This window comes from Paenibacillus monticola (assembly GCF_009664975.1).
GTDB lineage: Bacteria > Bacillota > Bacilli > Paenibacillales > Paenibacillaceae > Paenibacillus_AQ > Paenibacillus_AQ monticola.
In genome coordinates this window covers 356398-371011 of sequence record NZ_WJXB01000004.1, presented here as the reverse complement: position 1 = coordinate 371011, position 14614 = coordinate 356398, and the positions used below count along the sequence as shown (strand labels likewise).

At 45.8% G+C, this 14614-nt stretch carries 11 protein-coding genes; 5 read left to right on the top strand and 6 right to left on the bottom strand.

Annotated elements, in window-relative coordinates; translation table 11 throughout:
• Nucleotides 1-68 precede the first annotated feature (68 nt).
• The 6 genes from GJB61_RS14320 to GJB61_RS14295 all read right to left on the bottom strand — a co-directional run bounded on the left by GJB61_RS14320 (nt 69) and on the right by GJB61_RS14295 (nt 7903).
• Entirely contained in the window at nt 69-2081 is a 2013-nt protein-coding gene (locus GJB61_RS14320) for a bifunctional diguanylate cyclase/phosphodiesterase (protein ID WP_154119175.1), read from the bottom strand.
• A gap of 231 nt (nt 2082-2312) precedes the next feature.
• Nucleotides 2313-3971, bottom strand: a complete 1659-nt coding sequence (locus GJB61_RS14315) for a hypothetical protein (protein ID WP_154119174.1) — start codon at nt 3969-3971, stop codon at nt 2313-2315.
• A complete protein-coding gene (locus GJB61_RS14310) occupies nt 3968-4765 on the bottom strand; it encodes an ABC transporter ATP-binding protein (RefSeq protein WP_154119173.1) in 798 nt (265 codons plus the stop codon). The genes GJB61_RS14315 and GJB61_RS14310 overlap by 4 nt, the downstream gene beginning before the upstream one ends.
• A gap of 160 nt (nt 4766-4925) precedes the next feature.
• Nucleotides 4926-5921, bottom strand: a complete 996-nt coding sequence (locus GJB61_RS14305; protein ID WP_154119172.1) for a Gfo/Idh/MocA family protein — start codon at nt 5919-5921, stop codon at nt 4926-4928.
• A gap of 76 nt (nt 5922-5997) precedes the next feature.
• Nucleotides 5998-6951 (bottom strand): 1,4-dihydroxy-2-naphthoate polyprenyltransferase, encoded by a 954-nt coding sequence (locus GJB61_RS14300; protein WP_338115814.1) that lies wholly within the window; start codon nt 6949-6951, stop codon nt 5998-6000.
• 34 nt (nt 6952-6985) lie between these two features.
• Nucleotides 6986-7903, bottom strand: coding sequence for a prenyltransferase (locus GJB61_RS14295; protein ID WP_154119171.1), 918 nt, complete (start codon nt 7901-7903; stop codon nt 6986-6988).
• Nucleotides 7904-8079: 176 nt separating this feature from the next.
• Here GJB61_RS14295 and GJB61_RS14290 point away from each other — a divergent pair, with 176 nt between their 5' ends.
• The 5 genes from GJB61_RS14290 (at nt 8080) to GJB61_RS14270 (ending at nt 14586) form a co-directional block, all read left to right on the top strand.
• A complete protein-coding gene (locus GJB61_RS14290) occupies nt 8080-10425 on the top strand; it encodes an EAL domain-containing protein (RefSeq protein WP_154119170.1) in 2346 nt (781 codons plus the stop codon).
• Nucleotides 10426-10542: 117 nt separating this feature from the next.
• The gene (locus tag GJB61_RS14285; RefSeq protein WP_154119169.1) at nt 10543-11166 is read left to right on the top strand and encodes an acetate uptake transporter; all 624 of its coding nucleotides are present in this window, start codon (nt 10543-10545) and stop codon (nt 11164-11166) included.
• A 263-nt stretch (nt 11167-11429) separates the two neighbouring features.
• Nucleotides 11430-13568, top strand: a complete 2139-nt coding sequence (locus GJB61_RS14280) for a bifunctional diguanylate cyclase/phosphodiesterase (RefSeq protein ID WP_154119168.1) — start codon at nt 11430-11432, stop codon at nt 13566-13568.
• 78 nt (nt 13569-13646) lie between these two features.
• Nucleotides 13647-13970 carry a hypothetical protein gene (locus GJB61_RS14275; RefSeq protein WP_154119167.1) on the top strand — a complete coding sequence of 108 codons (324 nt, stop codon included), beginning with the start codon at nt 13647-13649 and terminating at the stop codon, nt 13968-13970.
• A 139-nt stretch (nt 13971-14109) separates the two neighbouring features.
• Nucleotides 14110-14586 (top strand): DsrE/DsrF/DrsH-like family protein, encoded by a 477-nt coding sequence (locus GJB61_RS14270; RefSeq protein ID WP_154119166.1) that lies wholly within the window; start codon nt 14110-14112, stop codon nt 14584-14586.
• The last annotated feature ends 28 nt before the right edge of the window (nt 14587-14614 follow it).

The following is a 14614-nucleotide window of genomic DNA, read 5'->3' as shown; positions in this document are numbered from 1 at the left end:
GGAATTATTCCCTGACCTGCCATTTTTTCGCTCTTCCTGTACGCCATCTTCTATGTATTCATTTCAATTCAAGAAGCTGTATTCTCGATAAACCACTGGCCTAGTTCATGCACTGGCATAGGTCGTCCATAATAGTAGCCCTGCATGACCCGACAGCCCAGGGATTGCAGCAATTCAATCTGTTCGGTAGTCTCCACACCTTCGGCAACCACCTCCATATTGAGGTTACTGGCAATAGCAATAATGTTGCTAATAATCGCTTTCTTGGAATGCATCTTGCTCTTGCGAATAAATACCTGATCAATCTTGAGCGTGTTGACCGGAATTTCATCCAGATTACCAAGTGATGAGAAGCCCGTTCCGAAATCATCGAGTGATACTCTGACTCCAATCTTTCGGAGCTTGGTGAGCTGCGCCACCGTCTCCTCCATATTATTCATAGCAATGGATTCTGTAATCTCCAATTCTAGAAAATGGGGTGCAAGACCGGAGCGCGTGAGCGCTTCCTCTACAACCTCGTACAAGCTCCCGCCTTCGAACATCCGTGCAGACATGTTAATGGAGACAGCAACGTTAGCCACTCCTTCGTTATGCCAGCGCATATTCTGGCTGCATACCACATATAACATCCAGTTCGTGATGGGGACGATGAGTCCGGTCTCCTCTGCTATCGGAATGAACTCCACCGGGGAAATAATACCATGCTCCGGGTGTCTCCAACGCAATAATGCCTCAAGACCAACAGTAACATTCATCAGAGAATCCCATTTAGGCTGATATACAACCATAAACTCCGAGAGGGCCAGCGCTTTGCGAAGATCCTTCTCTAGTGACATCCGGCGAAGCTGATGCCGGTTCATCTCCTGATCGAACACACTGAACTTATTCTTTCCAGAATCCTTTGAGGTGTAAAGTGCCGTATCCGCGGCCTTCATTAGAGCTGAACGGTCCGTACCATGCTCCGGAGACATGCTGATTCCCACACTTGCGGTGACATATAACTCATTTCCCTGTATGCTGTAGGATTTCTTGACCTCATCCAAAATATGCTCTGCTGCTTCCTGTGCTGCTTCCACAGTACAATCTGGCAGAGCGATCAGGAATTCATCGCCCCCCAAGCGGAAGACTTTCCCCTCATCGCTTACAGAACGCCTTAATCGACCAGCAACCTCTTGCAGAAGCATGTCTCCGATATCATGACCCAACGTATCATTAATCGACTTAAAGCGGTCCAGATCCACAAAAAATACAGCTCCTGAAATATTACTGAAGAAATCACCTTTGAAATACCGCTCCAGACCATGACGATTTGGTAGCTCGGTAAGCGGATCATGGTAAGCCATACGTTCAAGTACGTGACGATCCAAGAACACAGCACCACCAGAAATACCAAGCATTAATAAGGTAACAAGTGAAACACCCGTAAGTAGAATAACGTCAGTCTCCATCAGGAAGGGCTTGCTTCCAAGCAAACTGTCAAATTCAAAATGACTCGCCCTGATGCTAATGTAGTGCATTCCGGTGACAGCCGTCCCTATGAAGAGTGCTGAATAAAGCTTCCAGCGGCTGAAGTTAGGGAATTCCTTAAACTTGCGGAACAGAAACACTCCGATATAAGCGGATAACGCGGCGAGCATTATGGACAACCCTTGAGCTAGCCAATCATAATGAATAGTCGCTTTCATCTCCATGGAGGACATTCCGACATAATGCATCACCGAAACACCAACTCCGAGGAATAAACCGCTAATCATCATTCGCCATATTCCTTGGCGGGACTCAGAGGCCATCCAGAGTGCAATATAACAGGAGAATATACTGATTAATAGAGATACAATAGCTTTACCTGGGTGGTAACTAACTTCAAATGGAAGTCGACTGGCCATAATGCCCACGAAGTGCATGGCCCATATCCCGCTTCCGAGTACGCAGGCTCCCGACAGCAGCCATAACCTGCGAACCTTGCCTGCAGAACGAAATACTTGAGAAGTAAGATTAAGAGCTGAATAAGCAGCGGTCGCCGCCAGTGCGAAAGATAACAAAACAACCCAAAAATTATAGTGGATTCCCATTTGATCCATAGTCAACCTCTTCACTCGTTATGATATATCTACTTGCTAGAGTGCATTTCTCAAGTAAAAATCAGTACACAAATATCAAATAAAGGAAGAGTGCGTAAAGATTATAGGCAATCCCTGAAAGGCAACTTTATTGTGTATTTTACCTTGTATTTGGCGGACTGTCTAAGTAAATACTGGAACTTGCCACCTTTTTTGAAGGTCGGCATCAAATGTCCATATTTGCCGTTAGGTTCATCCTTGAAAATGCGAAATATGTCCTGTGTGTGAATCACTCTGCGGGAAGGTAATTCGCCATATTAATATATTGGCAATAACCAAAATTACCAAATAGATGTAAACACCAGCCGAGAACGTAGTAAAGATATAATGAATGCCTGCCAGAACCATCAAAATAGCAATCAAGATAAACGAACTTGTAGTGAATTCCTTCTGTTTGACAGCCTCAAAACGCTCTGAGAAGGGCAAAGCCTGTGGCAACACACGGAAGCATATAACCGAATAGATTAGCAGTGCGCATAGCACCGCTGCCAAGTCCGGTATTATACGCATTCCGAATAACCAAATGAACAATACCGCCTCCACGGCAAACAACGGCAGCAACAGCCGGAGCAACGCTGCCTTGAGCATACCGCGATAAATAGGAACTGTTTCTGGCAGTGGAATAAGCTTATAAATCCAAGCGCCCTTATAGCTTGCCGAATATCTCAGCATCAGTACAACGGTCTGCATCAGCAGTGCACTGAAATAAATAAAAAGATAGGCCTTAGAATCTTTGGCTATCCCCGAACCTTCACCCCAGACCATATTAAACAAAAAGATGAATGGAAAGACGATGGAAAAGCCAATCGAAGGATATACCTTCAGCTTGAAATCCCGCTCATTCTTCATCATTGACCAAGTAAAACGGAAGAACATTCCCTCTTCCCGATTCCTGCAAAATACGTTGGATAGCCAGCCTGCCAAGCGTGCACTGTCTCTACCGCTGGAGCCTTGCTCTGCAAGCTTTTGCAAACTCCGTTCGAAGAGTGGTATTAGCTTAAGATACACGGCCATCAGCAGGAGTGGAATGACTACAGCCAGCACTGTAAGCACTATGAGATAGGTTGCCCTCCCTCCACCAAGCAGCAGCTCAAAGGGGGCTGCGAACCAAACCGGAGCGATAAAGTATTGCCACCATGCCGGCTTGAAAGATAAGCCCAGCTCAGTGATATTAAATAACCGGGAAATGAGCTGGTAACCGACCGTGATTCCGATAGTCAGCAGGATCTGTACGTAATTTATAATATCTTTGAGCTTCTCTCCGTCAAAAAACTTCATGATCAGCAAATAGAGCAGCGCAGTAATCACTAGAATGAGGCAGTCCATCAGGATAATTATAATCCCATAGATCACGAAGAATAGTATCCCTTGACTGAATAAAGAGACCACCAGTGAAGGACCTGTTAATGTTAAGGTAATGGTAACTAAATAAATCATGACATGGATACTCTTCGCCATATTCAGGGTAATACGGTTTACTGGCTTAGAGAACAGTATATTTTTGTCCCGCAGATCGAGCATGACTGACGAGAAATCAGATATTAGCGTAGTCGTTATCATAAACATCACTACACCAAATATAAGACTCATCTGCATCATATAGTGATCCTTCTGCACAATAAGAGCGATCAGCACCAGCCCTAGCAGTAAATATAACCAATGCACACGTATCGGAGAGCTATCCTTGTTCTGCTCACGCTTTTGCGCTCCTGCGAGTACTGTAGGTGTTCTTCTTCCGTCCATCGTCAGCTTGACCTGCAAGATACTCCGCATCAAGTCGTAATCTACACCGATTCTTCTGAACCCACTCCGTAGCCTATCCAGTAGCTTGAGTACAAGAAAATCATTCATACTGGAGACACCTCTTGCATACAAGCGACAAATTCACCGGCAATATCCCGGTACTTATCAAAGCCTGTTAGTTGATTAAAAATCTCTTCAAGCGAGCCCTCAGCACTCTTCTCCTTTAATTCCGCGAAGCTTCCGTCCGCTACAATACTCCCTGCGTCGATCAGAATGATCCTGCTGCTAATCTTCTCAACCACATCCATAATATGCGACGAGTAGAAGATGGTCTTACCTCTTGCAGCCAGTGAGGCAAAGATTTCCTTCACGATCATTACACTATTAGCATCTAGTCCGCTAAGCGGCTCATCCAGAAATAAAATATCAGGATCATGCAACATGCTGGAGATCAGCAGCACCTTTTGCTTCATTCCTTTGGAATACGAGGCAATCCGCATATCATATGACTTCTCCAGACCCAGCAGCGTCATTAGCCTTTCCGCCTTATTATCCGCACTACTCCGTTTCAAGCCATACAGCTCACCGATAAAGGTCAAATATTCCCTGGCCGTCAGGCTGTCATATAATTCAGCAACCTCAGGCACATAGCCAATCCTTCTTTTGTAGGCAGTATCTCCATCCGCAATGTCCCGTCCGAAGATTTCCACTTTGCCGTTATACCCCTCAACCAGACCGAGCATAATCTTGACCGTTGTACTCTTGCCCGCCCCGTTAGGGCCGATATAGCCAATAATCTGTCCCTGAAATACCTTCAGATCAATCCCCCGAAGTACCATCCTGTCTGAGTAGTTCATCCATAGGCCGGAAATTGAAATAACTGGTTCTTCTACGAGTCCCATTTCATAATCTCCCTTCGAAATCTAATGCTAGCATCAGTTTCAATCCAATTCCTATTTTATCAAATTTTTGCTCAATTAACACAAAAGTATCGTTCATAAAAAATCAAAAAAAGGTGACCATTGGTCACCCTTCAGAATCGTGTTTGGAAACTTATTTCTTCTACAGCAGACTAACTCTCTCCCGCCGCTTGGCAGAAGCCAGACAAGCCTCGATCAACCTCATATTGTATACCGGGTCCTCTGAAGCAATGAACCGTTTTCCTTCGAACACAGTGGCTGCAAAATCATCCACCTGTCGTACATAGGGATTAGCGCCAGTAGCTTCAACGCGTCTTGTCCCGTCACCGGTATAGACGAAGAATTCAGCATCTTCTTCTCGGGCATTAAACGGCATAGGGACCTCAATTCGTCCTTCTGTGCCGAGAATCTCCAGCAGCTGGCGGTTATAGGCCCACATGCCGCAGTCAAAAATCAGACTTACGCCCCCCGGAAACTCCACCAGTCCGGATGCCATCATATCAACATTGTCATGCTCCGGCGAGAAGATCGCCTGTACGGTTACCGCTTCCGGCTCAGCATCAAACAGTAGCCGTGCTGCACTAAGCGGATAACAGCCAACATCGAACAACGAACCTCCACCCCAGGCCGATTTGAAGCGAATATTAGTGTTGTCAGCAGCATCATTATATGTAAAAGTGCCCCGGATCGAGCGAAGCGCCCCGATCTCACCTGCGGCGATGATAGCTCTCAGCTCCGCTATTCGTGGATGATGCCGGTACATATAGGCTTCTGCCAGATGAACACCCGCCTTGTTGCAGGCCTCTACCATTTCTCCCGCTTCTTGGCTACTCAGTGCAATTGGCTTCTCACACAGGACATGCTTGCCTGCTTCAGCAGCCCGAAGAACCCATTCTCGATGAAGATGATTGGGCAGCGGAATATATACAGCATCAATCTCAGAATCAGCCAGTAGCTCCTCATAGCTGCCATAAGCCTTTTCCACGCCGAACTCTGCGGCTACCGCAGTGCTTTTTTCTATTCCACGGCTAGCTATCGCCTTAATCATGCCAGTCTCTGAATCTACGATAGCCGGCATAACTGAACCTGTGGCGATTTGCGCACAGCCCATTACTCCCCAACGAAGCTTTTGCGTCATAGGTGCACCTCTTTCTTGGTATAGATCACTATTCAATACTGACACATTATCACAAAATGCAATGAATCTCTATTCGTCACATTATCACATTCAGCAAGACAGCCACACCCAGAATCAGTATACGTGCTGCATTCATCAGCACAAAGTTCTTCACAGCCAGAATGAAGGTAGTTGCCTTATCCTGCTTTCCGGTAAATAAAGCGATATTGCGACGGAGCGGAATCAGGGTAAGCAAGATCAGCAGCACCAGCAGCGGATTCACTCCTAAAATAAGCAGTACAACAAGATCTAGATAAGAGGCATAATAGAGCAGCTTGAACAGCAGAAGCGCATTTTTGCGTCCGATGTAGACGGGTAATGTATATCTACGGTTCTCCATATCATCCTCTATATCGCAAATGTTATTGGCCAGCATAATGCCTGCAATCCCCAGAATTGCCGGAACCGAGAACCAGAAGAGATACAGTACCTCCACCATATTAATGTGTAGATTAATCCAGCCCCCCTGAATCAGCAGCGCTACAACAGTATCATCCGTGTGAATGTAGGCAGAGATAAAGATGATGACAAATCCCATAAATAAGCCCGAGAACAGCTCTCCCAAGGGCATCCGCGAGATGGGTATGGGTCCGAAGGAGTATAGAATTCCAATCAGGAACGACAGTCCACCCAGCAAAAAAACTAGCAGCCCCGTCTGAGCAACGAGTACTATTCCGCAGCCCACCGCTAGCACCAACAGGATTACTATGGTCGCAACCACAACACTTTCCTTCAGCTTAAAGTGAACAATGGCATTGTGGGTCTCATAACCATAGCCTTTGGTTTTTGCCGCTTTTTTGAAATCATAATAGTTGTTAATGGCCGTTGTGGCCATATCAAAGCTCAGCAATGATACGAACATCAGCAGAAAGCGCAGAACATAAAAGTCCTCGAACCGATACAGGGCATACAACGTTCCCATTAGTAATGGAATGATACTGGCAACCTTCGTGGGGAGCTCAACAAACCTCAGAAAACTTCGTACATTCACAGCATTCACCCTTATCTGTCAAATGAGCACTACATCAAATCAATCCCTGGATCAGTAAAGCCACGGCCATAATCGCACCACAACGCACAGACGCTTGCAAAGACGCACCCATCAGCGGCAAATAGGCTGGAGAGGCATTCTGCGGCTGCAGACTGCGGTAGACATGCACCGGTGCAATCGCTGTAAGCAGGGCAAGCAAGGCATAGACCGGAAGCACACCGAGAATGACACAGGCTACCAAGGAAGCATAAGAGATATAGAGCAGCACATGCGAGAATACCAGTGCTCTCCGTTCTCCCCAGACTACAACTAACGTCCGCTTGCCAGCCTGTTTATCCGATTTCCAGTGTAAAAAATGATGATTGAACAGCAGCAATGTGGTCAGAAGACCTACAGGAAACGACAAAAGCACAGGCTTGATGCTGAACTCGCCGGTCTGTACGAAATAAGCACCCAGAACGGGCATCAAACCAAAGGCAATAAAGATGGACAACTCGCTATATCCTTTACCCCGATAGCCAAAGCGCAACGGTGGGGCTACATAGAAATAGGCGATTAATGCACCGCCAGCTACAAACCAGAGAAGCTCTAAGCCACTATATATACTAAGAACTGCGCCACAAAGCACAGCAATAGCAAGCAAGCTCCACGTCATAAACGCGAATATGGACTCAGAGAGCACACCACCAGACAGAAAGCCCGAGTTTGTTGTGATTACATCAGGTGTATTATGGGCCTCCACATCTGCTCCATTACGAAAATCCCAAAGATCATTCACCATATTGGAGAATAAATGTGCAGCTGCACCACCTACAAAGGTTATGATGAACAAAAACGGATGGAATGTTCCTTCCCACACATAGGCCCCAACGGTTCCCAGGACAATGGGTATTAGCATAACTGGAATGACTCCAAACCGGGAGGCATTCTTAAATAACGTCCACTTCTTCATATTGAGCTTAACGCCTCCTATTATCATTTAAGAATGATTATTAATAGCTATTATTATACATCAAATTTCGACAATTTGGGGGTGGGTTCACGATTCAAATTGTTCCATAATCATGGTACACTGTCCTAGTTGGAACTTTTTCCCTCTTGAATCTATGAAATCTTAAGGAGAGCATCATGAAGTTGCGCAAAAAAATATTGATATTCATCTCTATCGTGGCTTTCTTTGGAATAAGCGTGATTTACATATTGGTGCATTATATATTATTGAACCGCTTCGATAAGCTTGATGAGGCCCTCTTAAAGGATAAAATGACAACTGCAGTCTCTTCCTACCAGAATGAACTGGAGACTATGAAGTCCAACCTGCTCAATTATTCAGTATGGGATGAAACCTACCACTTCGTGGAATCACCCATCCCAAAAGATATTTTTAACGCCCCCTACATTAAAAGTAATTATGATGAGCTCACCTATCAAATCAATCATTTCGATATGATTGCGTTGTTGAACAAGTTAGGGCAGCCGATTTATGGAGGTACATATGATCAACATGCTGGAGTTATTTCTCCACTAACCCCCGAGCTTCTAAATCAAATCTCCTTGATTAACAGCCATTTTCCGACCTTTGCAGGATTAGAGGATAGCAGGACAGGAATTGTGATGTTAGATGAGGGTCCCATGCTGATCACCCTTACACCTATTCTAAATAATGAGAAGGTGCCTCCGCTGGGAGGAATGGCTATTGCCGGAAGAATGCTGGACCCGAAAGAAATCACACGAATCGGGTATGGAGCTACGATGGTTCCGGCTTCCTCCTTATCGCTTGCCAAGAGCGGGGGAAAAGATACCTGGATTACCGCAGTTTCTAAGAATTTCAATTCCATTCATACCGTTATTTATGACCTATTCGGAAATCCCGGTATAGTCATCTCAGTGGAACAGCCACGTGAGATTTATAACAACGGTATGCGATCTATTATTAACTTTCGCCTGTTCTTTTTAGGAACAACATTGCTGATGTGCGTCGCCAGCCTAGTCTTTGTCAACCGCTCCGTTCTGCAGCGGATGTCTTCATTAATAAGAAATATCCGCAGCATCGGCAACAGTCAGGATTTATCCATCCGCATCCGCATTAAGGGTAGAGATGAATTCAGCGATGTGGAGCATGAATTCAATCGCATGCTCTCCTCCCTGGAAGAGGCACAGGAAGAACTGCGGCTACAAACGATGCTCGACCCGCTCACCCAGTTGCCTAACCGCTCCCATTTCTTCACAAAGCTAAATCAAGCCATTGCGGCAGCAAAAGAAGAACAGCGACAAATTGTGCTGCTCTTTATTGATCTTGATCATTTTAAGACCGTCAATGATACCTTGGGGCATGATTTTGGCGATGTTATGTTAAGGGAAATCGCTGCCCGGATCTCAAGCGTCATGGGTCAGAATGATGTAGTCTCCCGCCTTGGCGGCGATGAATTCACTATTCTTTTAGCAGACATTCCGGAAAATGGCGAGGCTACAGAACAGCTATCGCGAATTCAAGAGACTTTAGCCGCACCACATCAGATTCATGGGCATCTCCTGTATAATACGGCCAGTATTGGGATCAGCGTCTATCCTCAGAATGGTGAGGACGCTAACTTACTCGTCAAGCAGGCAGATCTGGCGATGTTCCATGTAAAAGAGTCAGGACGCAACAATATATTTCAATACTCAACGGTGCTGGAGGAAAGCGTAAGACGTAAAAAGGTAATCGTACAGCAGTTGCTATCTGCCATAGCGAACAATGAATTTGAAGTTCATTACCAGCCGATTCTATCCTCAGACACACTGAAGATAACCAAGGTAGAAGCGCTGCTGCGCTGGACAAGTCCAACTTATGGCGCGGTGCTTCCCTCAGAGTTCATTCCGCTGGCCGAAACCAGCGCCTCCATTATCAGCATTGGCAATTGGGTGCTGGCTCAAGTATGCTCCGATCTGCGGGAGTTCCGACTTAAGGGTCTTGAGTTAAGTGCTGCGGTCAATATTTCGGCTAGGCAGCTGATGCAGCCTGGACTTTTAGAAATCCTGTTAAAACTGCTTCAGGAATATAATCTTCCCGCCTCTTGTCTGGAATTGGAAATCACAGAAAGTGTATTGGTATCTGGGGATAATATCTTCCAGTCGCTGCAGCAGCTTAGAGAGCATGGATTCCGCATTTCACTGGATGATTTCGGCACAGGCTTTTCTTCCCTAAGTTATCTACGACGTTTCCCTGTTGATGTGATCAAGATTGACCGCTCCTTCATCTCCGAGATTACATCGGAGCCTAAGGGCGATGTGCTAGTCAAAGCTATTATTGAGCTAAGTCACAACCTTGGCCTCAAGGTTATCTCCGAAGGCATTGAGTGGCAGGAACAATTCGACCTGCTGCGCCAGTTGGGAAGCGATGAGCTGCAAGGTTACTATATTAGCAAGCCGATTAAATCATCGGCTATTCCTGCTTTTTTGTCACAGGATGCTCTATTTTATGACAAAAAATGATTCCAAATTTATAGGCAAGTTCTTGGCGATATGATATGATAGGCCAAGCTTATACAGCACCCTCTGGGTGCTGTTGCTATGAGCGAACACTTTTGAATATTGGAGGCTTTAACTGTCATGTCAGCGCAATCCCCATCTACTCAATCCGTCAAAATCATCACTGCGGATCCCAGTGCCATCGGCCTATTCGGACTGGCTATCGTCACCTTGGTCGCTTCTTCACAAAAGCTCGAAATCACAACAGGTCTCAGCTATGCAATTCCATGGGCAATTTTCCTTGGCGCCTTTGCCCAGCTATTTGCTGCTATCCAGGATGCCAAACACAATAATACCTTCGGAATGACCGCATTTTCCGCTTATGCCTTCTTCTGGTTTGGTATGGCGGCTAGCTGGTTAATCAAACTTGGCGTATTCGGTGCTACTCTGGCCGCTGGTATTGATCCCAAGCAACTCGGTTTTGTATTTCTAGGTTATCTGGTCTTTACACTATTTATGACGCTTGGCGCGGTAGAGGCTAATAAAGTACTACTCATCATCTTTATATTGATCGATTTCCTCTTTCTGGGCCTGACTTTCGATTCCTTCGGCATTGCTGCTGAAGTATTCCATAAACTTGCTGCCTGTGCCGAGCTTGGGATTGGTATTGTTTCACTTTACGGCTGTGGCGCTTCTGTGCTTAACGCTCATTTTGGACGTACCTTCCTACCTGTTGGAGCTCCACTTGGTATCTTCAAGAAGTAGGTAACTGCCTTGTAGTAATCTTACGAAATTGCATATATCAAGAGCGACGGATAAGCGCAAAACTGCCCTTTGGCGGAACGTGTTTATCCGTTTTTAATTCTAAACTGTATTTAGCATGATTTCCCTTGCGCAAAGCCCATAAAAATGACATGCTGTAATAGTACCTACGACATTTCTCGACATATTTTTTTTACCAGCATGGTAATCTATCCTTTATTCATTCCAGTACTCATGTTGAACTTTTCCGATATCGGAGGCACTCCATGGCTTTCATTAGTAAAAAGCACTTAACCATCATCCTCGGCTTCTTAGTTGCTCTTCAGCTCTCACTATTTTATTACTATTCCTTATCGATGGATCGTGAATACCGGGCTGAACAAGCTGACCTTTCGTCTCAGGCGGTGATGCTGACATCGAACATTGAAGAGAGAGTCTCGATTGTAAAAGGCGTCAGTGCTTTTATCCAGGCAGTTGGCTTTGATGCTGACCCTGCGATTATTAATCATTATCTGGCTGTGGCCTACGGCAATTCAAGCGATATTATGAATATTATGATCGCTCCGGATGGTCTTATCCGGTATGTCTATCCCCTCGCGGGCAATACTGCGATTCTGAATAAAAGTCTATTTCTGGATTCTGCATTATCCTCACCAGGCTTGATCCAAGAGACCCTTCGCTCTCGTAAAATAACAGTGGATGGTCCCCGGACGCTAGCTCAGGGTAATTATGGCATGGTGATCAGACAGGCTTTGTATAACGGCGACTCCGTTAAGGGCATCGTGTCGGTTACTATGCGAATAGATGATATCGTGGACTTCCTACTCACAAGTTCTGAGGTTTATGTGACTAAAGCGGATCATACCTTCCTGTTCGGAAACCAGAACCATAACCCCGAGCAACAACTTACCGCGCCTCTCGAAATTTATAATCAACATTGGCTGATGGGTGTCGCCTTGAATACGAACAAGAAATGGGAGGTGCTGAGAAGCCTTCTCTGGATCGATGTGGCCTTCCTGCTTATCATCGCGTTCATCCTCTATATCATGTGGCATCAGAATCGCTTTAACCGAGATCTGGAGCGTATAGTCAGCATCCGTACCCGGGATCTGCGCATTTCCAAGCGATTGTATGAGAAGCTGGCTCATTATGACTCTCTGACAGATATTCCGAATCGACGTTATTTCATGGAGGAATTCGAGCGCCTTCTGCAGTCTGCCGAACCTACTCAGACCTATACCTTGTTCTTCTTCGATCTGAATCGCTTCAAGGAGATTAACGATACCCTCGGCCATTCCATTGGCGATCAGGTGATTAAGGTACTGGCCGGACGACTGGCTAATGGAAATCTGCCCTTCACCATGTTCGCACGCACAGGCGGTGATGAATTCATCATGCTGTTTGAAAATATTCCTCCAGAGAGTATCCCTGATATTGCCGGGAAGATTAGTACCCTCATCTCTGAGACGCTGAATATCGCCGGGGCCCAGCTTAGCTTGTCTACTAGTATAGGAGTTTCTCTATACCCGGAGCACTCGCTAGATAAGGATGATCTATTGAAATTTGCCGACATGTCGATGTATCAGGCCAAATCTCAGGAAGATGCCGATTATTTCCTCTTCAACTGGGAGCTGCGGGAGAAGCTGCTGCAGCGGACGATGATTGCCAAATACCTGCATTTTGCGCTGGAGCGCAACGAGTTCGTGCTCCATTATCAGCCGCAGATCAATGCCATAACTGGAGAAATGATTGGTATGGAAGCCCTGATCCGCTGGAATCATCCGGAGAAGGGGCTAATCGGACCAGGAACCTTTATTGCCGCCGTAGAAGAGGCTGGTTTAATGATTCAGCTTACAGATTGGGTGCTGCGTGAAGTATGCAGACAGCTCTGTGCGTGGAGAGCAGATGGAATGACCTTGCTGCGTACGTCTATCAATATCTCCAACAGCTGGTTCTATAATCGCAATCTTCTGGAGAACCTCTTCGCCGTACTCGATCAATATCAATTAGGGACGGAAGTGCTGGAGTTTGAGATTACGGAAAGCACTGCCCTATTAGAAGAGCATTATCCACTGTTGCAACAAATGCGCGATCGCGGAATTGTGGTGTCCATTGACGATTTTGGCACCAAATATTCCTCTTTGAACTATTTAAAACATTTCCCTGTCAACAAAATTAAGATTGATCGCACGTTTATCACAGGCATTGGAGTCAGCACGATTGATGAGACCATTATTAAATCGATCGTCTATGTTGCCTCACAGCTAGGCTATGATCTTATTGCCGAAGGCGTGGAGACTGTGGAACAAGCTGATTTCTTAATTCAGCATAATTGCCCTTATATTCAGGGCTTTCTATTCTTCCCAGCGCTCCCTCCGGCAGAAATCCGGAAACTAGTCTCATAATTGACACTAGAGCGAGTTGGTAATGTAGCCGAGGATCGCTATAATAAAGATTAGATAACCTGAAAGGATTTTGAGACGATGAATGTATTATCACCTGCAGAATTAGCTGGAACCGCTATATTCGCGCTGATCCTGGCCATTATTGCTTATCGTGTTATCCGCGGCATGCCAACGATGACTGGAGATATTTCGGCTTTTCGCAAAAGAACACTTGTATGGACCCAGGTTGCGCTCGTACTGACCGTACTGCAGCTGAATTTCAAAGCAGGCGATTGGCGGTTCGCTATTATTCTGGGACTCATTGTGCTGTTTACTGGCAGCGTCTGGTATGCTGCGCGCCATTATGACCGCCTCCGCCCTGTTGATCCGGAATCAGCCGATTCCGAAAGTACCTCAAAATAACTAAACATGAATAGCAGCGAATATTTAAGCCCCCGCAAGGGGGCTTTTTTCGCAGGTTCACTGGATAGATCGAAGCATACTTCTCAGATACACTAACCATACTATGTACATTCCATAACGATCATGGAGGGGACATCATATGGGCAAAAAAATGAATCTGCTGATGTTCAGCGGAGAATATGATAAAGCGATGGCGGGGTTAATCCTTGCTAATGCAGCACGGGATATTGACGTGGAAGTGACGATGTTTTTCTCTTTTTGGGGATTGTTTCTAGTGCGTGACCCGGAGAAGATGTCCCTGGAGGACAAGACTATTTATGAAAAACTGATGGATGTCATCACGCCGAAGGGTCCTCAGCAGCTGCCGCTCTCCCATCTGAATTTCAGTGGCTTGGGACGAATAATGCTGGAGGAAATGATGGAAGATCAAGGCGCACCCAAGCTCATTCATTTTCTCAAAGGCGCTCGCAAAAAAAACATCAAGTTCTACGCCTGCAAGCTGTCTGTAGATATTATGGGCTTCAAGCCGGAGGAACTGCTGCCTGAGGTAGAAATCATTGATGCTGCTACCTATTTGAAGGATGCGCTGGAAAGCGATATGCAGCTGTTCATTTAGATCTCGGTCATGGGCTTTAACCTATTCC